The organism is Pontibacter sp. LHS2 (genome assembly GCF_058932845.1).
In genome coordinates this window covers 790,393-812,368 of the sequence record NZ_JBZYWG010000002.1, presented here as the reverse complement: position 1 = coordinate 812,368, position 21,976 = coordinate 790,393, and the positions used below count along the sequence as shown (strand labels likewise).

The 21,976-nt window shown below is 49.3% G+C and carries 19 protein-coding genes; 11 read left to right on the top strand and 8 right to left on the bottom strand.

Annotated features, from left to right (window positions below):
* Positions 1-4: 4 nt before the first annotated feature.
* Both rimK and AC5FX6_RS12130 read left to right on the top strand, forming a co-directional pair.
* Positions 5-922, top strand: coding sequence for a 30S ribosomal protein S6--L-glutamate ligase (gene rimK / locus AC5FX6_RS12135; RefSeq protein WP_493597320.1), 918 nt, complete (start codon positions 5-7; stop codon positions 920-922).
* 1 nt (position 923) lies between these two features.
* Complete coding sequence (locus tag AC5FX6_RS12130; protein WP_493597319.1) at positions 924-1,865, top strand: succinylglutamate desuccinylase/aspartoacylase family protein; 942 nt, start codon at positions 924-926, stop codon at positions 1,863-1,865.
* 121 nt (positions 1,866-1,986) lie between these two features.
* Here AC5FX6_RS12130 and AC5FX6_RS12125 read toward each other — a convergent pair whose 3' ends face one another.
* From AC5FX6_RS12125 to AC5FX6_RS12100, 6 genes are all read right to left on the bottom strand, one after another.
* The gene (locus AC5FX6_RS12125) at positions 1,987-2,487 is read right to left on the bottom strand and encodes a hypothetical protein (RefSeq protein WP_493597318.1); all 501 of its coding nucleotides are present in this window, start codon (positions 2,485-2,487) and stop codon (positions 1,987-1,989) included.
* A 124-nt stretch (positions 2,488-2,611) separates the two neighbouring features.
* On the bottom strand, positions 2,612-3,382 hold the full coding sequence (locus AC5FX6_RS12120) for an SAM-dependent methyltransferase (protein ID WP_493597317.1): 771 nt from the start codon (positions 3,380-3,382) through the stop codon (positions 2,612-2,614).
* A gap of 53 nt (positions 3,383-3,435) precedes the next feature.
* Positions 3,436-4,101: an oxidoreductase gene (locus AC5FX6_RS12115; protein WP_493597316.1), complete on the bottom strand. Its 666-nt coding sequence runs from the start codon at positions 4,099-4,101 to the stop codon at positions 3,436-3,438.
* Positions 4,102-4,246: 145 nt separating this feature from the next.
* Positions 4,247-5,098: a CvfB family protein gene (locus AC5FX6_RS12110; protein ID WP_493597315.1), complete on the bottom strand. Its 852-nt coding sequence runs from the start codon at positions 5,096-5,098 to the stop codon at positions 4,247-4,249.
* Between the two features lie 322 nt (positions 5,099-5,420).
* On the bottom strand, positions 5,421-6,035 hold the full coding sequence (locus tag AC5FX6_RS12105) for a Dps family protein (protein WP_493597314.1): 615 nt from the start codon (positions 6,033-6,035) through the stop codon (positions 5,421-5,423).
* A gap of 63 nt (positions 6,036-6,098) precedes the next feature.
* A complete protein-coding gene (locus AC5FX6_RS12100; RefSeq protein ID WP_493597313.1) occupies positions 6,099-7,973 on the bottom strand; it encodes a BamA/TamA family outer membrane protein in 1,875 nt (624 codons plus the stop codon).
* A 256-nt stretch (positions 7,974-8,229) separates the two neighbouring features.
* On the opposite strand from AC5FX6_RS12100, the gene AC5FX6_RS12095 reads away from it, so the two are divergent.
* The 9 genes from AC5FX6_RS12095 (at position 8,230) to sigZ (ending at position 18,954) form a co-directional block, all read left to right on the top strand.
* Positions 8,230-9,495: a putative DNA modification/repair radical SAM protein gene (locus AC5FX6_RS12095; protein ID WP_493597312.1), complete on the top strand. Its 1,266-nt coding sequence runs from the start codon at positions 8,230-8,232 to the stop codon at positions 9,493-9,495.
* A gap of 98 nt (positions 9,496-9,593) precedes the next feature.
* Entirely contained in the window at positions 9,594-9,737 is a 144-nt protein-coding gene (locus tag AC5FX6_RS12090) for a hypothetical protein (RefSeq protein ID WP_493597311.1), read from the top strand.
* 15 nt (positions 9,738-9,752) lie between these two features.
* Entirely contained in the window at positions 9,753-10,532 is a 780-nt protein-coding gene (locus tag AC5FX6_RS12085) for a TIGR03915 family putative DNA repair protein (protein ID WP_493597310.1), read from the top strand.
* 217 nt (positions 10,533-10,749) lie between these two features.
* Positions 10,750-11,118 carry a hypothetical protein gene (locus AC5FX6_RS12080; protein WP_493597309.1) on the top strand — a complete coding sequence of 123 codons (369 nt, stop codon included), beginning with the start codon at positions 10,750-10,752 and terminating at the stop codon, positions 11,116-11,118.
* Positions 11,119-11,626: 508 nt separating this feature from the next.
* Positions 11,627-13,669 (top strand): DUF3858 domain-containing protein, encoded by a 2,043-nt coding sequence (locus AC5FX6_RS12075; RefSeq protein WP_493597308.1) that lies wholly within the window; start codon positions 11,627-11,629, stop codon positions 13,667-13,669.
* A gap of 74 nt (positions 13,670-13,743) precedes the next feature.
* The gene (locus tag AC5FX6_RS12070; protein ID WP_493597307.1) at positions 13,744-15,681 is read left to right on the top strand and encodes a DUF3858 domain-containing protein; all 1,938 of its coding nucleotides are present in this window, start codon (positions 13,744-13,746) and stop codon (positions 15,679-15,681) included.
* A gap of 27 nt (positions 15,682-15,708) precedes the next feature.
* The gene (locus AC5FX6_RS12065; RefSeq protein ID WP_493597306.1) at positions 15,709-17,601 is read left to right on the top strand and encodes a DUF3858 domain-containing protein; all 1,893 of its coding nucleotides are present in this window, start codon (positions 15,709-15,711) and stop codon (positions 17,599-17,601) included.
* A 124-nt stretch (positions 17,602-17,725) separates the two neighbouring features.
* On the top strand, positions 17,726-18,148 hold the full coding sequence (locus tag AC5FX6_RS12060; RefSeq protein WP_493597305.1) for an ArsI/CadI family heavy metal resistance metalloenzyme: 423 nt from the start codon (positions 17,726-17,728) through the stop codon (positions 18,146-18,148).
* Positions 18,149-18,318: 170 nt separating this feature from the next.
* Positions 18,319-18,954: an RNA polymerase sigma factor SigZ gene (gene sigZ, locus AC5FX6_RS12055; RefSeq protein WP_493597304.1), complete on the top strand. Its 636-nt coding sequence runs from the start codon at positions 18,319-18,321 to the stop codon at positions 18,952-18,954.
* Here the strand turns inward: sigZ and AC5FX6_RS12050 are convergent.
* Both AC5FX6_RS12050 and AC5FX6_RS12045 read right to left on the bottom strand, forming a co-directional pair.
* Positions 18,951-21,047 (bottom strand): ComEA family DNA-binding protein, encoded by a 2,097-nt coding sequence (locus tag AC5FX6_RS12050; RefSeq protein ID WP_493597303.1) that lies wholly within the window; start codon positions 21,045-21,047, stop codon positions 18,951-18,953. The two genes, sigZ and AC5FX6_RS12050, sit on opposite strands and share 4 nt — an antisense overlap.
* On the bottom strand, positions 21,048-21,797 hold the full coding sequence (locus tag AC5FX6_RS12045; protein ID WP_493597302.1) for a PorV/PorQ family protein: 750 nt from the start codon (positions 21,795-21,797) through the stop codon (positions 21,048-21,050).
* Between the last annotated feature and the right edge of the window lie 179 nt (positions 21,798-21,976).

Sequence of the window (21,976 nt, the reverse complement as noted above, 5' to 3'; positions counted from 1 at the left end):
TTTTATGAAAATAGCGATTCTCTCTCGCAACTCTAAGTTGTACTCTACCCGCCGACTGGTGGAAGCTGCCCAGCAGCGCGGCCACGAAGTGGTAGTGCTGGACCACCTGCGCTGCGACCTTGTGATTGAGCAGGGCGACCCGCACATCCTCTACAAGGGAGAACGCTTGACTGATATCGACGCCATCATTCCGCGCATCGGTGCATCGGTTACCTTTTACGGCACGGCCGTAGTGCGTCAGTTTGAGATGATGAAAGTAAAGAGCGCCGTAGACTCTCAAAGCATCGTGCGTTCCCGTGACAAATTGCGCAGCCTCCAGATCCTGTCTCGCGCCGGACTGGGCATGCCAAAGACTGCTTTTACCAACTACTCCAAGGAAACATCCGGACTGGTGAAAGAAGTAGGCGGTGCGCCGCTGGTGATCAAATTGCTGGAAGGTACGCAGGGACTGGGCGTTGTGCTGGCTGAAACTAAGAAAGCGGCTGAGTCGGTAATTGAGGCATTTCACAACCTGAAGGCCCGTATCATTGTGCAGGAGTTTATTTCAGAGGCCGGCGGTGCCGATATTCGCGCTTTTGTGGTAAATGGTGAAGTCGTAGGAGCTATGAAGCGACAGGGCAAGGAGGGCGAATTCCGCTCTAACCTGCACCGTGGCGGCAATGCCAGCCTGATCAAACTGAGCCGACAGGAGAAGGCCGCCGCTTTACTGGCAGCCAAGTCGCTGGGCCTGGGTGTGGCTGGTGTGGATATGCTGCAGTCTAAGCGTGGACCGCTTATTCTGGAAGTAAACTCCTCACCAGGTCTGCAAGGTATAGAGACGGCCACGAAAAAAGATATAGCCGCCAAAATCATTGAGTATGTAGAGGGGCTGGCCCAAAAGAAAACCACGAAGAAGGTATCAGCCAAAAGCGTAAAAGAATAGCATGCCCGAAACGATTAAGATCAACGGTGTAAGCATTGACCGTGGAGAGAAAGTGCTTACCCGTCTCGTTATTTCCAAGTTGCCCAGCGGCACAGTCATTGATATACCAGTTTATGTATTTCGCTCCGTGCACGACGGTCCGGTGCTCTTGCTGATGGCCGGCATGCATGGTGACGAAGTGAACGGCACGGAGATCATTCGCCGCATGATCACCAAAAAGATGCTGTATCCGCTCAAGGGTACCATCATTGCGGTCCCCATCCTGAACATCTATGGCTTTCTGAACTTTTCGCGCGACGTACCCGATGGCAAAGACGTGAACCGTAGTTTCCCTGGAAACAAAGAGGGGTCACTGGCCAGCCGTGTCGCACATCGTTTTATGAAAGAGGTGATGCCTTACATTGATTACGGCGTGGATTTCCATACAGGTGGGTCGAGCCGCGGCAACTACCCCCAGATACGCTGTGTATTGGCTGAACAGAAAAATCAACAGCTGGCAGAAGCTTTCGCTGCTCCATTTACGCTAAACGCCTCTTACCGTCAGGGTTCGCTTCGCAAGGAAGCCGCCAAGATGGGCAAGCACATTCTGGTGTATGAAACCGGTGAGGCGCTGCGCTTCGACGAGAGAGGTATAGCCATGGGAATAGAAGGTACGCTGCGTCTGATGCATCATTTAGGGATGGGCAATTCTTCTCCTGCCCCAACAGAGCCAACTACCACATGTATGAAAGATATTTGGGTGCGCGCTAAGAATGCAGGCCTGTTCCGCAGCCACGTGCAGGAAGGTGGCTATGTGAAGAAAGGACAGGTAGTAGGTACCATCACAGACCCTTATGGTGAGATGGAAGTACGCCTGAATGCTCCGGCCGCCGGCTATGTAGTGGGGCTTAACAATATGCCCGTGGTAAACCAGGGCGATGCCTTGCTGCACATTGCCTATTAAAGTATAGCGAAGCGAGATACTCTTACAATTAGCAGATAGCCTGCTAACAGGTTCCTGTTTAAAACAAAAGCGCCCGCTACTTTACAGTAGCGAGCGCTTTTCATGTAGAGCTTTTCAGCTATTAGAATACGTAACGCACGTGCAGGGCAGAATCCCAGAAGAAACGGCCATGCGGTATGTTGATGAATGGCTTAATGTCAGCACCGATTGTGAAAGGAATATCGCGGATGTAATACTCCAGACCCAAAACACCATCAATACCGAGACCTACTACGTTGTCGTCATAGTACTTTCTGCGTCTGTCATCATCGTAATAGTAGTAGTAGCGACCTTCGTAGAAACCTACGTGACCACCAAGACCATAATACCACTGTAGTCCTTTTGCGTTGAATGCTTGTGCGTGTTTCTCGTAAAGCACTGTTACTACGGCACCTCTATGGCGGAATCCTGTACTCAGGATGCCCTCAATAGCGGCATCGCTTTTAATGAAGTGCTTAATAGTTAGGCCAGAAGCAATACCGCCTCTAAAGCCTATACCTGTTTTGTACTCCTGTGCCTTTGCAGCAAAAGCAAGCGTCATCACCAAACCCAGGGTGAAGCCGACGCGAAGAAATGTTTTCATTGTTCTATTAAAAAAGTTATATCAGGCTTGCCAGACAGGTATGTCCAGCTGGCAGGTTGCAAAAATATAACTTCTTACGATTGAAAAAATTAATATTTAGTGTTCTCGTAAAAAATTGCGTCAACTACTTGTATGATTGCAAATAGGCTGTCTTGGAAGTGCGCCGTCCGATTAATTTGAAAAATGTGATAAACTTCTCTTTGTCAAGCTCTAAGGCTCTTGCAAAAGCATCAGGTTCCTCTGAGTTCTGATAATCTTTTATATACTGCTCCCGTACGAGTCCGGCCTCGGTCAATTCGGTGGCTGCTTCTATTTCTACCAGACCGGTTTTCTCCCAGAGTCTTTTCCACCAATTTATAGTATGTATAAAGTACCAATAGTTCTGATAATCATCTTGTAAGAATGCTGGTACCTGATCGTGGCTTTCGATCTCCTCTGTGAAGCACACATCTACTATGGCAATGTGACCTTCTGGTTTAATGAAACGGGCAATGTAAGGCAGGTACTTCTCATCAGTGCCGAAATAGGTATAGGAGTCCACTACAATGACAGCGTCAAAGTACTCTTCCGGGAACGGGAGTGAACGGGCCTCCATTTCAAGCGGAAAAACCTTGTCTTCACAGCCCTCGCTGCAGATGCGTTCGTAATTGTCACTGGCGGACACGGCCTCGTCCACAGCCCAGACGGTAACGCCGAATTCCATGGCCAGGAAAATCGAGCTAATAGCCTTGCCACAGCCGAGGTCGAGCACGCGCATGCCGGGTTTCAGGTCAAGAGATTTGGTAAGGCTCTCAAGGTTGAAGAGCACATTCTCACCCATAGAGTGCTTGCGCACCCAGGCCGGGTCATATTGTGATGCTTTCGGAAAGGCACGGCGTAAACTTTTGTTTAGCATAGGTATAATAGGTATAGAATGCCTTGCAGCTTACGCGTCAGGTAGAGGGAGGGTTAGTGCCCCAGTCGTTCTATTTCGTCGGATAGGTATACCTTATCAATTTTCTGGTCTTGAGCGGCAACGTGCAGCATGGCACTCGCTACGGTTTCGGCCTTAATCGGGCGGTATTTGCGCATCGGCCCAAACATCAGTTTAGAGAGCGGCTTCATGATTTTTGCACTGATTGCTTCACTGGTGCGATGTTCTTCCCGCTCACCTAATAGGAGCGAGGGTCTGAAGATGTGCAACGAAGGAAAACCCAGCGCCCGAACGTCACGCTCCATCTCGCCTTTCACGCGGTTGTAGAACATGCGGGAGCCAGCATCGGCACCCATAGACGAGACTACCAAAAACTGGCCGGCATTGCGGCGGAGTGTAATCTCTGCCAGCTGGGTGACATAGGTATGATCTACTTTGTAAAAAGCCTCTTTGGTGCCCGCCTTTTTGATGGTGGTGCCCAGGCAGCAAAACACGTCATCAGCGGCTAGTTCGGAAGCGCTCTTTTTGAGGTTGTCAAAGTCGACGATTTGCTGGTCGAGCTTGGGGTGAATGATGGCAAGTTCGCGGCGGCCTACGGAGATCACCTGGCTATAGCGATCACTTTGCAGGAGCATGCGCAGCAAGTGACTGCCCACAAGGCCGCTGGCGCCAGCAATAAGTGCGGTTCGGGTTCGGTGCATGGAGGATTGCGTTTCGCTGAATTACGTGAATGCCTGCCACATTGGTTAAAAAATGCGGTGCTTTCCTATAATTAATCCACTAAAGGCTATTCTTGTTCAGAAATCAGCTTCCATCGGGTTACTACAGACTTGTTTGCAAGTTGGTTTACTCGTCACCCTTGAGGCGAATGTGGTCCGTGTCGATCTCGATCTTGCCTTCTTTATACAGACCGCCGATGGCTTTTTTGAACACCTTTTTGCTCATGCCCAACATACGGTATACCTCTTCCGGGCTGCTCTTGTCAGACAGGGGCAAGTAGCCTTTGGCTGCCTCCAGTACCTGCATGATCTTGTCTGTTGCTTCATTGGACTCACTCAGCCCGGTAGTGCCTGGCTTGCGAAGCGTCACGTCAATCTTGTTATCCGGTCGGATGGTTTTGATGTACCCACGTAGCTTATCACCCATGTGTAGCTCCTTAAACACTTCGTTTTTGTAGAGCATTCCCATGTGGCGGTTATTGATGATCACCTTGATGCCAATTTCAGTAAAGCCTGCCACCAGCAAGTCTACCTCTTCGTGCTCAGCCAGTTCGTTTGGAGCCTCGTCGTTGTGCAGGTACTTGCCCAGCTTGGTCGTGCCCACAATGCGGTCGGAAGTTTCGTCGAGGTATACATACACGCAGTACTTGCGGCCGGGTCGCATCTTTTCTTTCTGGTTGTGCAGCGGTACGAGCAAGTCTTTCTCCAGCCCCCAGTCCAGGAAAGCACCAAAGTCAGTGCTGTCTTTGCACATCAGGCAGGCGAACTCGCGCACGGTGGCATTGGGTGTCAGGTTGGTGGCAATCACGCGGTCTTCGGAGTCGCGGTATACGAACACGCGCACCTTGTCGCCTACCTTGGCCCCTTCCGGAATGTACTTGCGGGGCAACAGAATGTCGCCGTCTTCAGAGGTCAAATACATGCCGAAGTCTACTTCGCGTGCTATCTCCAGTTCGTTGTAATGGCCAAGGTCTACCATGGGGTGTCGTGTTAAGTATAGAATGCTGCAAATATAGCGAAACCATTTCAGGTATAGCCTTCCGGTCTCAGCTGTTCCCCTTATACCTGTACAATTGGGTAAAAGGATACAAAAAGTGATAATGGCTGGGGCATTGAGGAATTATGTGTTTGTCTTTTTTTAAGTAGAGAAAAAAGCTGTTCAAAAAGGTTAGTGGCTATACCTGAAAATTGAATAGTTGGGCTTGCTCTGTAGGGCGATGCGGCTTAATATGATATAAAAAGAGGCTGCTCCGGATTTTCGAAGCAGCCTCTTTTTTATAAGGTATAGCTAGGCTAATGTGTTAAGCCTTTGCTTTCTTTGTGGTCTTGGCTTTGCCGTTCTGCCCTTTGGCTGGCTCACCGTCTTCCTCCATGATATCATCTGGCTTGGCGATCAGACCGATGGATAGGCCGTCTTCACCCAGGAAGTGCTCAATATGGTGGCAGCGGTCCTCTGTCTGAAGAAGTATCCCTTCCAGTAAAGACTTGGTCGCGAAATCCTCTTGCTCAAAGGCTTTTTTGATAGATTTGCGCAGTTCCACAGCAATTGTCTTTTCGTCCTCCATGTCTTTTTTGAGCATCTCGCGGATGCGGAACACGCCTTCTTCTTCGTGTGCAATGTAGGAGAGCTCTATTTGCTTCGCCGGGTGGCAGGTAGGGCAGTAGCCCATCACCGTGAGGCGCTCGGCAATGGCGTCGTACTGTTCGTGGATCTGAGTATAGTGCTCCTCAAAAAAGAGGTGCAGGTCGCGGAACTGCGGACCTTCCACCATCCAGTGGTGCTTGTGATACTGGTTGTACAGAGTGATGAACGACGACAGGTGACGGTCCAGTTCGTTGGCCATTGCTGTCGCGGTAGTCTTTGACAGCCCAACCGGGTTGCCTTCATATTCTGATTTCTCTCTTAGCTTTTCCATGTTCAGGGTTTATTGAATTACTCTGTCATTGTACCCCGATCAGCTCAAAAGGATACAGAAACTTTACCTGAATTCAGCTATGCCGGGCTGCGTGAAGCGGAAGTCCTGAAAGTCGTAGTAGGGCCGTGAAGACTCGTAAATGCGCAGGTTGTTGAAATTCTCGTTGTTCGGGATTTTGGGATAATAGCCCACTAAAATCTGAATGGTGCTGAACGACAGATACTCGTTGCGGAAGCGTATACCTGCCCCGAAGCCCCGGTAAGGTGTGCTCTTGAATGGAGAGCTGCTGTTGCCGTACGACAGCCAGGCCACATCCACAAAGGCCAGTGTCGCCAGTCGGAAACCAAAAAGCCTGAAGGGGGTGTACAAGTTGGCTTCGTAGTTGATCACCACACGGCGGTTACCCCTCAGCAAGCCGGAACGGAAGCCGCGCAGGCCTTCTTCATTATTGATGGTGAGGAGTTCTTCGGGGTTGCGGTTGATGCCGATGGTACTGCGACCCAGAATAAAGTGGCGCAGTTTCCAGTTGCCGTTTTCGTAGAGCTTGGTAAAATAGAGCGATTCCAGCTCCAGCGTACCTTGTTCCCATTTGCCGTTCTTTATAAATGAGCCATAACCGGCACGGCCATAGAGGTAGCCAAAGTCTTTGTTGTAGCGGGCAAACGACAAATCAAGCCCGGCATAGCGGCGGTCAAACAGGTCACCCCGTTCGTAGCCATAAGAAGCCGATATCAACGTACCGGCGGGAATATCCTCCGTTCGACCGAAACCATACAGGTAACGGTCTTTGTAGTAGCGGCGCACGCTGTAACCCACACTGGCAATGCCAAACAAGTTGTCCTGAAAGTTTTCGGTAGGTTTAGTGTAGAAGTTCGTATTAATCAGCCGAAGCGCCGTGATCAGGCGGCCACGTGGCTCAAAGCCCAGATTATAGCTTTTGAACTTGAAAGAGCGGCCGAGCCAGAAATCCTGCCGATGGTAACCGACCTCTGCAAAACGCTGAATCGTATCCTCGGGTACGGGCGGCAGGAGCAGCTGCTCGTCTATTTTGCTGGCTCCTATGGCGCCGGCATAGCGGGTATTGGTGGCAAAGAAATCGCGGCGAAGGAAGGCGCTGCGCTCTTTGTAAAAATTCTGATCGAAGTAGTTGATGTCAGCTGTGATGTAGGTGTTGCCGATGTTCTCCACGGTGTAGCCGGCGCTTGTTTCCCAGGAGCGCGGGGCATTCATGTTAAAGCGGTAGGAGCCTCGAATCTGATGGCCGAGTCCCAGAAAGTTGAGCTCACGCAAGGCTACCCTGCCCGAACCGGAAGCTGGACTGTATGATCCTGAGCCTCCTAAACTGAAGATATCTTTGGTAATAACGAGCACATCCACGCTGTCCTCGGTGGTGGTGCGTTCGTCTACGATGATGCGGGCATCGAGCAGGTAATCCGTCTGACGCAAGAGACGCTCCGACTCCACCAGGGCCAGTGGCTCCAGAGGCTCCATCCGCTCGAAAAGCAATTTGTTGCGCACTAGGTGACGGCGTGTTTTGACGTGCAATGAATTGCCTGCCTTTTCCAGAAAGCTGCGCGGCACACGGGTCGAGTCGTGTATGGAATACCCCAGTGCGTCGAGCGTCATGATGTTGATGTTGCGTACCACCTTGTAGTTGTGCCGCTCGTATTCGCGCTGAATCAGTTCGGCATCCAGCCCCAGCACTTCCTCGTCTCTGCGGTCAAATACCAGTATCGCTTTCAGCAGCTTGCCCATGATCGTTTTGCGCTGAGAAATCTCCCGCAGGTTGTTCATCACCCGCTCGTCAAATTTCTGCTTAATGGTATCTGCTGGTGCTGCGATGCTGTCTTGGCGGATGGGTACTTCCTGCGCATGCACATTTCCGGCCAACGGCAACAAGCCGATCAGGCATGCCATTGTGAATCGGAGAAAGAGCATAGAGGACAGGGCCATGGAACTTAGGGAATGCTTACGCTGATAGACTACGTGCTTGTACGCTTTAACCTCCTAATATACTGCTTTCGCTTCGATGTGGAAAATTTGAGACTGAAATCCTAAAAACGCCTCTATGCTAATTATTTTAGTAACACAGGGATGTGGATAGTGTGTTGATAAATATTGTTGCTAATAATATTGGTTTTTGTGCTAAGGGTTTTGTAATTTTATAACCATCAAGCAGATATAAAAAGCGTAGATGGACGATAAGATAATAGGTAAACTAAAAATATTAGCAGATGCAGCTAAATACGATGTTTCCTGTTCTTCGAGTGGAGGAAAACGCAAGAACGAAAACAAGGGATTAGGCAATGCGGAGGGCATGGGTATTTGCCACAGCTATACCGAAGATGGCCGTTGCGTCTCGCTTCTTAAAATTTTGCTAACCAATTTCTGTATTTATGATTGTGCCTATTGCGTGACGCGCAAAAGCAATGACGTGCAGCGGGCAGCCTTTACGGTACAGGAAGTGGTAGACCTGACCATCAACTTCTACCGTCGCAATTACATCGAGGGTCTGTTCCTGAGTTCGGGCATTTTCAAAGATGCTGACTATACCATGGAGCGACTGGTGCGGGTAGCCAAAAAGCTGCGACAGGAAGAGAAATTCAATGGCTACATTCACCTGAAGACTATACCTGGCGCAAGTGAGGAACTGATAAAAGAAGCCGGTCTCTATGCGGACCGCCTGAGTGTGAACATTGAGCTGCCTTCAGAACAGAGTTTGCAGAGTCTGGCACCGGAGAAGAACTATAGTGAGATCCTGTTGCCGATGGGTTCGATCAAAGACCAACTGGTGCAGGCCAAAGAAGAAAGTAAGTTATTCAAAGCTGCGCCAAAGTTTGCGCCTGCAGGGCAGAGTACGCAATTGATCGTAGGCGCCACTGCTGAAAGCGATAGGCAAATACTGCAGTTGTCGGATCAGCTTTACAAAGGGTATAGCCTCAAGCGGGTATACTACTCAGGCTACGTACCGGTGAGTACGGACAGCAGACTGTCTATTATTACTGCACCGCCGATCATCCGTGAAAACCGCATCTACCAGGCCGATTGGCTGATGCGCTTTTATGGATTTGATGTGAAGGAAATACTGGACGAAGCGCATCCGAACCTGGACCTGGACATAGATCCAAAGCTAGGCTGGGCTCTACGCAACCGCCATTTCTTCCCGTTGGAGATTAACACAGCTGACTACGAGATGATCCTGCGCGTGCCGGGCATTGGCGTGAAATCAGCGAAAAAAATTGTGTCGGCCCGGCGGTTTGCGCCGCTGCACTTTGACCACCTGCGCCAGATGGGCGTGGTGCTGAAGCGGGCCAAGTACTTTATCACCTGCCAGACTAAGAGTCTGCAGCGACAGGACTTTGACTCAGAGCAACTACGCCGCCGCATCTTATTCGGCGATGGCTCAGTGCGAAGTGCACTGCTTACGCAGCAGCTGAGCTTGTTCGGGCAGGCTGGCTAAACATTATAAAGCGTGACATGGAAGAGGGGAGAGAGGAATTCAAAACAGACTTGTGTAATCAAACAGATCATAAATCATTTCAAACCATTCATAAAACGATGAGAAATTCTACGAAAGTTGCCCGTGTATCCTGCTGCTGTAAACTCAACATGCTAGTGCCACATTTGCAGAGCCTTTCTTCCAGAATGCAGCACGATGGCAAACGTGATAAAGGCCGCGTGAACTTTAATGCAAAGCAGTAACCAGCACATCTGCTGATGCACTTCTATACCTACGACGGCTCCTTTGAAGGACTACTCACCGTGGTGTTTGAGGCCTATGAGCGCAAAGCCTGGCCCACGGCTATTGAGCCAGAACAATTGGCGCAGCCTTCTATGTTCAGCGAAACCGTGCAGGTCATTACTGATGATGTTAAAGCCAACCGGGTATGGCAGGGGCTGAAGAAGCGGTTGTCAGCTGCAGCTCTGGAGTCGCTCTACTATACCTATTTGTGGGAGCAGACCGGCTTTGAGCGGTTAATCTTCGACTATGCCCGATTAGTTTTCGACTCGTCTGAGAGTGTGGAAGGAAACTATACGGCCCCCTTTATTTTGCAGGTACAGCAAATTCAAAAGCAGGTACACCGCGAAAAGCACCGAATGGAGGCATTTGTGCGCTTTCAAAAAACTGCAGATGGTCTGTTCTATGCCAGCATCTCTCCTGACTTTAACGTGCTGCCACTGATCGTGCGGCACTTTGAAAAGCGCTATGCCGATCAGCGCTGGGCTATCTATGATTCGTCCCGCCGTTACGGTGCCTATTATGATCTGCAACATACCAGCTTTGTGCAGCTGGATAACCCGGCCCTAACACCCAAGCAGCAGGGTATACTCAACTCTGATCAATACCACGAAAGCGAAACGCGTTATCAAATGCTCTGGCAGGTGTATTTTGACCACGTGAACATACCAGAGCGGAAAAACCCCAAATTGCACCTGCGTCACATCCCCAAGCGCTACTGGAAATACCTGTCCGAAAAACAGCCACGGCTACTCTAAATATGCCAGGTTCTTAATCTATTGTGTTTCAATCAGATTTCATAACAAAGGCTGCACTTCTATACCTTCTTCCAAAATTTTTCACAACACAGGACAACCCGAAAGCCAATTTTGGAGTATAAGTGTATATAGATATTTTATGAAACCTATTCAGTCGGAGGCCTCTGCACGAAGTAGCGGGCGTGGTCCGCTGACTTTCATTATCTAAAAAAGAAACATGAATACACGCATACGAAAAAAACTCATTCAAGTAGCCCGTGGTCGCGCTCACCTGATGTCGTTCCAAAATCTGATATTAGAAGCTGAACTGGGCTTAAACCTCGAAAACACGTACGAGAAGTCACAACTCAATGAAGTAATTGACGAAATTTCTGAATCAGAGCACGCTGCAGGGCGCCCTTTGCTAAGTTCGTTGGTCCGTATCAAAGGCCGTCAGAATCAGGGCGATAGTTTCTTTAAACTGTGCGAACGCCTGGGCTACGGTGATTGGAAAAGCTTAAAGCGCGACCAGGAATTTCTGGAAAAACAGCGTGAAACCTGCCGTGAATTCTGGCAGGACAGCAAGAATTTTACATCCTACCTGTAATACGAAGCAAAGAGGCAGGCCCGCCTTCACTCCCTGGGTCTGTTTCTTTGCAGATTTCACCCTTGTACACTAACTGGTAGCAGCACCATGATTTATTTCATGGTGCTGCTTTTTTTATGCCCTGTCGGTTGAGAGGGAGATTAATCACACAGCAAGTTGACTTCTCTTTTATTCAATTATAAACTGATGCAATCTTAGAAATTAATTGCACTGCTTTAAATCAGCAGCATGAGACTAAACTTTGATAAATAACATTGGGTATTTGATGCACCAGGGGCTATCAGGTATAATTTAAATGATAGTATCTGCCAGATGTGCGTTAAAGTATTAAGGGTTAATGGTTAAAATTCAATACAAAATTTTGTTTTGGGGTTGACAATATAGAAGAATATTATTTCTTTTATACATCGGACTGTTGAACTACTTTATAGGTGCTCTTGCCATGCTATGAAGTCTTTGGGCAAGCTGAAACTTCATAACATATCATATAACCATTATTCAACAGCCTATGAAATTACAAACCTCTACTCTTTTTTACACCCTTGTTTTATTTTTAAGTACCGGGCTCTCACAAGTGCTCGCTCAGGACGCTCCAGCTAAATTTGGTAAAGTAGATGAGGAGGTGCTCAAAATGCGTGTGTATGATCAGGATACAAGCGCTGCTGCAGTCGTACTTTCAGACTATGGCTACTCTTATTTTACCTACAGCAAGGGGTTCAAGATCGTATTCGAGCGCCACACACGCATCAAAATACTTAAAAAGTCAGGGTATGACGCAGCGAATGTGACGGTGCCCTACTACCAGCGCAATTCCAAGAAAGAAAATGTGTATAGTATCAAAGGCTATACCTATAACCAGGAAGGTGGTAAAATAACGAAAGACAAACTGGAGTCAAAGGCGGTGTTTGATGAGCAAACGAACGAGAATTGGTTTGCCAAAAAGTTTACAATGCCAAATGTGAAGGAAGGCTCTGTAATTGAGTACTCCTATACCATCACCTCGGACTTTCTGTACAACCTGCGTGAGTGGGAATTCCAAAGTACTATCCCGGTGGCCTACAGCGAGTACAATGTGCGCATTCCAGAATATTTTCGTTACAAGCAGGAGCAGCAGGGCTATCTGAGATTTGACGAGTCTACCAACACCAAAACCGCAGATCGCTTTACCGTTACATGGTCGGGGGAATCGACACCAGGTTTCGGAGGGGGCCGCACAACGGGCGGCTCTAGCCAGGTGGAGGCAACCAGCGATGTATACCGTTGGGTGATAAAAAACGCACCCGCCCTGCGTCCCGAGAAATACATCACCACCCTGCGCGACTATCAGTCCAAAATAGATTTTGAGCTGCAAACAGTAAAATATCCGAACGAGTTGCCACAGGTGATGACAGGAAACTGGGAGGATGTGACAAAGGACTTGCTGATAGCCGATCGATTTGGCAGCCAGCTAAACAGAAAAGGGTTTTTTAAGTCTGAAATAGCTGCCATTACGGGTAAGCACACGGATCAGGAGCAGCAGATGATCGCCATCCATAATTTGGTGAAACAAAGTGTTAAGTGGAATAATAAATACGGCTTTTACACAACAGGACCTATTCGCAAAGCTTTTGAGAACCGAAGTGGAAGCGCCGCGGATATCAACTTGATGTTAACAGCCATGCTGCAGGATGCGGGCCTGGATGCCGGCCCCGTGCTGGTAAGTACCCGCGAGCACGGCCGTGTGCCACAGGGCTCCCCAATGCTTAACAAGTTCAACTACGTGATAGCGCACGTCAAGCTAGGCGATAAAGAGTATCTGCTGGATGCTACGGACCCACTGTTGCCAGCCGGTATGCTGCCAGTGCGCTGTCTCAATGGGCAAGGTCGCCTGATTAAGAAAGATGATCAGCGCTGGGTAGCACTTACACCGACAAGCAAACTCACCAAGTTCTTTAACGGAGAGCTTACCGTTAACCCGAATGGCGGAATAACAGGTAAGGTGATGGAGTCGAGCACGGGTTACGATGCCCTGAGCCTACGCCGGACGATATTAGAGGAAGGGAAAGATAAGTATGCCGAAACGATCAGCAAGGAGATCGGAAATTACAAAGTGGAAAAGCCTGAGTTCCATAATATAGAAGATCTCAACCAAGCATTAAACATAAACTATAGCTTGTCGGCAAGCGGCAATAGCCAACCCGTTGATGTGATCTACCTGAATCCGATGCTGGGCCATGGAGAGACTGAAAATCCTTTCAAACTTGAAGAGCGACTTTACCCAGTGGATATAGCCGTGCCTATTGACTATACCTATGTGATCAAATTTGTGATACCGGAGGGTTATGAGTTAGAGGAGTCACCAAAAGGAGCCATTATCTCACTGCCAGACAATGGGGGTAAGTTTATGTACATTGTTCAGAAAGAAGGAAATGTGCTGCAGGTGATGAGCAAGATCAACATGTTCAAGCCTGTGTACTTCGCCCCTGAGTACCCGCATCTGAAAGAGTTCTACAACCAGATTGTGGCCAAGCACGCCGAGCAGATCGTGTTAAAGAAAGTATCAGCCAACTAGTCATTTTGCAGCCTGGCTCAGGTCCACCCGTTTAGGGTAGGTCTGAACCAGGCTAGCTTAATCTCCAGATTCTTATGAAAGCAAAGCTTATTTTTATTTTGATTCCGATGTTGTGCCTTCCGGTATTGGAAGCTCTCTGTCAATCCGGACCCTACAAGTACGGCAAGGTGCAGGAGGAGGAACTTCGGATGCGAACCTATGACAAAGACACCAGTGCAGCAGCGGTTATTCTTTCTGACTTTGCAGTGTCCCACTTTAGGCTAAATGGAGACGTGAAACTGATTACGGAGCGCCGCACCCGTATCAAGATCCTGAAAAAGACGGGCTATACCTGGGCGAACGTAGAAGTGCCAATGTACCAGAATGGCAGTAGCAAAGAGACCATAACCGGCATAAAAGGCTATACCTACAACCTGGAAAACGGTAAGATCAAGAAAGATAAGCTAGAGTCGAGCGCCATATTCGAGGAAAGGCAGTCGGAGTACCGGCAAACCAAAAAGTTTACGATGCCGAACGTAAAGGAAGGCTCTGTGATCGAGTATACTTATACTGTTAACTCTGACTTTATATACAACCTGCGCGACTGGGAGTTTCAGAGCACGATACCTACAGTATGGAGTGAATACAGAGCCAAGATACCACAGTACTTTGATTACAAAACCCTGCAGCACGGCTACCACGGCATTTATGAGCCAAAAGATAACTACGATGCCCGCATCAATGGGTATCGCTGGGTAATGGTAGACTTGCCTGCGCTGCGACCGGAGCGTTATATCACCACCTTGACCGACTACCAGGCCCGCATTGAGTTTGAACTTCAGATGCTGCATGTACCCGGCAAAGAATCCCAGGTGATGACAGGTGAGTGGGAAGAGGTAATTAAAGACCTGTTACGGCAGGAACGCTTTGGCAGCCAGCTGAACCGAAAAGGCTTTTTCAAAGGGGATGTAGCCGCTATTACAGAGCAGTTTACTGCGCCAGAGCAGCAGATGAAGGCCATCTATGAGATGGTGCAGCAGCAGATGAAGTGGAACGGGAAGTATGGTATATACACGACCGGCACGCTGCGCAAAGCCTTTGACAGCAAAACAGGCAGTGCCGCTGAAGTAAACCTGTTACTCACCGCGATGCTGCAAGAAGCTGGACTGGACGCAGCGCCTGTGCTGGTGAGTACACGTGAGCACGGCAAGGTATACAAAGGTACCCCGATGCTCAACAAGTTTAATTATGTGATCGCACATGTCAACCTGGATGGCCAGTCCGTGCTGCTGGATGCTACCGATCCGCTATTGCCGACAGGTATGCTCCCTATGCGGAGCCTCAATGGTGAAGGGCGCCTGATCAAGTCTAAAACAGACCAGTGGATAGCGCTGAAACCTTTAGGCAAATACCAGCGGGTATACACCGGAGACCTGACCATCCATGAGAGCGGACAGATCGAAGGGAATGCAACTGAGGTTAGTAGTGGGTATAGAGCGCTGTTCCTGCGCAAGGAAGTAAAAGAAGAAGGTGAAACCAGCTATACCGAGAAACTCAACAAAGAGATCGGCACTTACAAGTTCAGCAGCCCTGCCTTTAAGCATCTGAAAGAACTAAACAGCTCACTTGAACTCAATTACAAAGTTTCAGCCGCAGGCAATGGCCAGGCGCAGGACATGATCTATCTGAATCCGATGCTGGGGCAGGGTGAAAGTGAGAACCCCTTTAGACTCGAGCAGCGTGCCTACCCGGTAGATTTTGCCTTCCCGATAAGCGAAACCTTTATTTGCCGCTTCACCATACCAGAAAACTACGAACTGGATGAAGCGCCGCAGAATGTTAAAGTGAGCCTGGCTAATCAAGGTGGAAGCTTTACCTACATGGTGGAGAAGCGGGGCAATGTAGTAGAAGTGCTCAGTAAGATCGATATCTTGAAGCCCATTTACTATGCAGCTGAGTACCCGCAACTCAAGGAGTTATATGCACGCATTGTAGCCAAGCATGCTGAGCAGATTGTGCTGAAACGTAAATAATATTCTTAGGCTTCGACAATAATTGCAATGAAAAGAAACTTATATACTCTGCTGATTAGCATGCTTTGGGTAGTCACAAACCCAGCAGTGGCCTCCAATACTGACCTGTTGAAAGGTGCTAATGCCGTCATTAATGAGGAGGAAAAAGTATTTACGGTGCACTCACTCAGCAAAGGCACTACCTATGTCAAACGGGTGGTTACGATCCTCAATGAGGGTGGAAATGACCATGCTAAGCTGTACGTGCACCATGATAAGCTGAACAAGGTTGACTTCATAAAAGGTACAAGTTATGATCGGAATGGGAAGAAGATCAAAAGCTTAAAAAACAGTGAGATCCGGAACGTAAGCGCATCCACCGCCGACAATGAGGTGCTGGATAACCGTGTTATGATTGCTGAACTGACGCATCAGGTATACCCTTACAAGGTGGAGTTTGAGTACCAGACCACGACCAGCAATATGCTCTTTTATCCTAACTGGGTACCACTCAATAACAGCAAGACTTCCATTGCCAAAGCTACTTTTCAGGTGAAGATGCCTAAGGGAATGAAACTGCGTTACCGCGAGAGCAACCTGACGCAAAGTGTACAGCAGGAAAGCACTGCTTCACACGATGTGTACAACTGGCAGCTCACTAACCTGACTCCGATGGACAGTGAGCCCTATGCACCAAGCATGATCGAGCTGCTGCCTATGGTCCGCACTGCACCCTCAGACTTTGAAGTACAAGGGTATAAGGGCAACATGGACTCCTGGGAAGCTTACGGAAAGTGGATCAACCAACTGAACCAAGGCCGCGACGTACTGCCCGAAGCTACAAAAGCCAAGCTGCAGGCGATGGTGGCTGGTATTGATGACCCAAAAGAGAAAATCAACAAGATATACCAGTACCTGCAGTCAAACACACGCTATGTTTCTATTCAGCTGGGACTGGGAGGGTGGCAGCCATTTGAAGCCAGCTTTGTCGACTCCAAAGGCTACGGTGACTGTAAAGCGCTTACCAACTATACCAAAGCTATGCTGCAGGCTGTCGGTATACCTTCCATCTACGCCCTGGTGAACGGGGGAAGCGACGAACGAGCCGTACTGGCCGACTTCCCAAGCAGTCAGTTCAACCATGTGATCCTGTGCGTACCCACTAAGCAGGACACCGTTTGGCTGGAGTGCACCAGCCAGTTCGAGTCGGCGGGTTTTTCAGGCAGTTTTACAGGAGACCGCCATGCCTTACTTATTACAGCTGACGGCGGCAAATTGGTTAAAACACAGGAGTATACGGCAAAGGACAATCTGCAGAGCCGCCTGGCTACTGTGAAGCTGGATGAAAGCGGAAATGCTGTGGCCCAGGTACAGACAAGGTATACCGGTATCGCACATGAAGATCATCGCGATGTTATCCATAACCTCTCGCCTGAAGATCAGCGCAAGTGGCTGTACCGCAACATTAGTATCCCGGCTTTTGACCTGAAAAATTTTTCTTTTGATCTGAAAAAAGGGCAGATGCCTGAAGTGAACGAAAAACTGGAGCTCAACCTGCGGCAACTTGTCACGGTAAGCGGAAAGCGCATGTTCCTGACGCCTAATCTGATGAACCGTTGGACCACACTGCCTCAAAACACAGGCAATCGCAAGTATGAGGTTGTGCGCTCGAGTGCTTATACCAATGTAGATACGATTGTTTATGAAATGCCAGCAGGCTTTGCGCTGGAGTTCAAGCCAAATGACTTTTCATTTAGCACAGAATTTGGGAGCTTTGAATCCAAGGTGAAAATTGACGGACGCCAGGTTACTTATGTGAGAACCCTGCATATGAATAAAGGCCGCTACAAGCCCGAAGTATATGCCGCGATGGTAACCTTTATGAACGATGTGTACAAAGCAGATCAGCAGCAAGTGGTGTTTGTGAAGAGCATTCAATAAATTGATCAAAGTGAAACGGACGCAGCCCCACAGAAATTTTTTCTGTGGGGCTGCGTCTTTTCAGCAGGCTTCCCGTCATCATGGTGTAAATCGAAAAAAAACATCACCTTAAAAAGACAAAGCCATGAAAAGATTCCACGTGAATGTGCGCGTTAAAAAGATGCACGAGTCACTCGCTTTCTATACCGCCCTGTTCGGCGCCAAGCCAACTGTTTTAAAAGAAGACTATGCCAAATGGATGCTGGAAGACCCGCGCATCAACTTTGCCATATCGCTGCACCCGGAGAACGCAGGTATAGAGCACTTGGGTATACAGGCCGAGAGCGAGGAAGAACTGGCTGAGGTATACGGTCGTCTGAAGCAGGCAAAGGGAGCCATACGAGAGGAAGGGAAATGTACCTGCTGCTATGCCAAGTCCGAAAAGTCGTGGATAACTGACCCGCAGGGCGTAGACTGGGAGGCTTTCTATACCTTCGGAGAGGCCACTGTGTATGGAGAAGGCACAAACGCCCGCCCTGCAACTAATATCCAAGAAACTGCCATCTAGTACAAGATAAAACCATGAAACCGGACCACAGCGGGTATAGCTTATACCTGCCGTGGTCCGGCTATATTATGGGTGATGTCAGAGGCATGTATGAACTTGACTTTGCTGAATTTTTCTTCGTAAATTGATGTGTGGATGTAATTGCACACTATCGTTAAAATCGTTGCGCCATGGAAAATAAAAGCTGCCATACCTGTTCAGGCGATCAGTTAGTTACCTCAATAGATACCTGCGCCGCGGTAGCGCCAGTATACCTGGAGTATGAGGCCAAACTGCGCAGCTTTGTGCTGAAGCGTGTCCGCGACAAAGACGAAGCCAACGACATACTGCAACAGCTTTATGTGAAGCTTTACAAAAACTGCGAACAGCTACCCGATGTGCGCAATTTAAATGCCTGGCTTTATCAAATAGCCCGCAACGCCGTGTATGATTACTACCGCGAGCAGGGCCGCAGTATGCCGATTGAAGATGAGAGTAAACTAGAGGAACACTTTAGCCAGGAGACGGCCAGTCAGCAAGATTCCGAAAGCCTTGTGCTGCCCCTTATCAACATGCTTCCAGCTGAGTATGCTGAGCCTTTACGCTTGAGCGAAATAGAGGGCATTAGCCAGAAAGAGATTGCGGAGCGACTGGGAATGTCCTACTCAGGAGCTAAGTCGCGGGTGCAGCGTGGCAGGGAGAAATTGAAAGAGCTTTTTGTAGAGTGCTGCCATCTGGAACTTGATAGAAAAGGTAGTCTGGTTAGTGCCACCGCCAAGGAGAGCTGCAGGCCATTGCAGGTACAGTTAAAAGAGAAAGAAAGTTAAAACCTATACCTCGTCTGCACCCTGATATCCGACCTGCGGGGGCCTTCAATCGTTTCCAGTCCAGAACCAACCGTACGCTGGTTGCGGTAATGCGTGAGGCCATATTTTACCCACACATCCATTCGACGCATAGGCCTGAATTGTAACAGGGCGTATAGCCGAGTGCCTCTGCCACTAAAAGCAGGTATAGAGAAGGCGTACAATACATCTCGCTCGAAGGCGTACTGGCGCGTGTCGTAATTATCGGTGTCAAAGATGGCGTAGCGGGTGCTCAGGCGCACTTTGTTGAAATTGAAGTTGATGTCTTGAGAAATAAAGTACCCCGTAGTCAGCGGCGACTCCAGTTCAAAACTGCTGAATTGCACACGTGAGCGCAAGTTTACAACTGGCGTGGGCGTGAATTCATAGTACAACAGATAGTTCTTGCGATTTGCCTGTCCCACATAGTCTAGGCTGGTGATATTATCGGTGACATTGCGGCCTTTACTTTCGGCACGGAACTGGGCGTATAGGGAGCTTTGACGATTCGGCCGGAAGTAGAGGCGCATCATGTATTCATCGCCATACGAGGGAGCGTCTACCCGGTAACGCAGCCATGGGAACCGGAAGCGGTCATAGAAGGCCGTCAGCTCCCATTTCGGAAAAGGCTTTATTTTGATGCCTGTGTAGAAGCCCTGCTCGTTGATGTTGCGGGTGTTTTCGCTGAAAGCATTGCCATAGAAGGTATGGAAATCCCGGGCGTAGTAGCGATACAGCATGGCCAGCTCCACTTTGTTGGAGAGGTTGGCCGTCAAACCATTCACAGTGCCCATGCCGCCGCTCTTGGATATAGCCGTTTCGCCGAACAGGTATACGTTTTGCCAGGTATATGCGTAGTTGGTGCCAATGTTGTAATTGCTTGTTCCTCCAAATTCGAAACGCTGGTAGGGCAGACCCGCTTTCTGAATGGGTGAGCTGTAGGTAGTAGCCATCGCTGTTACCCCTGTTAGTAAGGTGCGGTTGCGGCTCTGGTAAGTCGCATTTCCCCCGATGGTCTGCTCCCGTACCCGGCCTTTGTTAGCCAGTTCGGTTGGGGTGCGGTGGAAGCCCGAGGTCTGTATACCTGTAAAGAAATCTCCGAAGTTATCGAGCGTGTCGAGTTGTGCCTGCAGGTTGGCATCCACCCGCTTGCTCGATACAAAGCCTGTTACATCCACTCTTCCCAAGGTATAGGTCACAGCAGCCCCTCGGTAAAAAGCGTGCTCCAATACCGAACTGTAAGGCCGTATACCCATGTTCGGTCGGCTGACTGTTGTGATGGTTTCGCTGCCCTTGCCCACGGTATAACCCGATGATAGCAGCAGTCCCTGTCCGAACTGCAGTTGGTAATCGCCCAAAGCAATCGATTTGAATTTTCCTTTGTTGTAGAGCTGCAAGTGTGCCGAGTAAAAGTCGAAGCCATAGCGGCGGGTGTCGGGGTCCCAAATGAACTGCTCCCCAGCATCTTTCTCAACAGTAAAGCCCAGGCTATAGTCACGGGTATGGCTGACGCGGTAGCGCATCAGTACTTTGTCTGGTGAACCAAGGTAGCGTGTACGGGAGCGGCTGGCGGTGTCGATCGGGGTATAACCGCGGCGTTGCTGCAGGGTACGCTCATAGCGGATGATCAAGGCGTTGTTATCCTCGCCCACGATGCGCTGCAATAACTGTCGTTGGTCAGCGTTGAGACCTGCATCATCCACCCGTACAAAGTACACGAGTTTGTAAATGGTGATCAGGTCAAAATCAGGTATAGACTGCAGCTCATAAATGCTCAGCAAACGGCCGTTTTCGTTGATATGTCGGAAGAGCGAAGCAATCTGGGAACGGGACAGAATGTAGAGCGAGGCCAGTTCTTCGGGTGTGGTACGGTTGAGGTCGATGGGACGCTGGAAGTACTGGAAAAGCGTTTCATAGAAGTCCTCGTAGGGCACGTTCTCGTCTTCCTGCTGCGCAAAGAGCTCCTGTACGAACAGGTCGAAATCGAAGGTTTGCCGTGGGTAGTCCTGTGCCCGCAGTGATAGGCAAATGCAAAGGGACAGGAGGAAAGTCGCTATACCTTGCTTCATCTGCATTTACTTTTGGAAGGTATAGGAAAGCGACAAATGATGGCTTTGGCCCAGTAACGTAGTAGAACCGAAAGCATAATCGGCGAAGAGGTGACGCGCCCGAAAGCCAAGGCCAAAGGTAGCCCGATTAGTGAGCGTGCTGAAGCCAGTACGCAGGGCCACTTTTTCTTGCAAAAGCTGGTACTCTATGCCTGCCTTGAAGTTGGCAGGATAGTCAATGTGTTTTTCGGTTTCGGCGAGTAAAAGGAGTTTTTGGTATGGGCGATACCCGAGGCCCGCTTTCATGACAGTGGGTAAGCGTTCGTCGTCAAACTCGGCTAGTTTGGCTTGGTTAATATTGTAAGCATAGGCTCCGAAGTAAAGTCCCGGCACCACTTCCGCCTGTCCGCCCACCGAAAGCGCCACCGCTTTGCGACTGCCATATCCTTCGGCAGCCACCTGCCACAGGTCCACTTTCCCTCCCAGGCTGAACTGCCCGAGCTTATGGCCTATACCTACGCCCACATGCTGCTGACTAAACAATTCATCGCCGAAGCGGCTTAGACTCAGTCCGTAATTGCCATACCTAGTAGTAGGATAAACCGCTTGCAGCGCCACCGTCGAAAAAGCCCGAACGCCGAAGCGGTTCTCGACATAAGCCCCGACCTGCGCCTGCTCCAGACTAGCTATACCTGCCACATTGTTGTTGAGCGCCCAGAGGTCAGGTAGCGTAACGGAGGCATTGCCCAGCGCAGCGGCACGTGCACCCGCAGGCACATCAGCCTGCGCCTGTACGAGGCAAGGCAGATAGAGGAGAAGAAGAAAATTAAGTTTGTTTCGTAGAAGTTGCGTTATCCCATGCAGAGTCGTTTTATAGCTAAAGTGCTATGTACGAGGGGGTAGTAGGAGGGTTTGTCAGAATCAGGATTTTTAGGATTTTTTTCGGATAAGCAGGA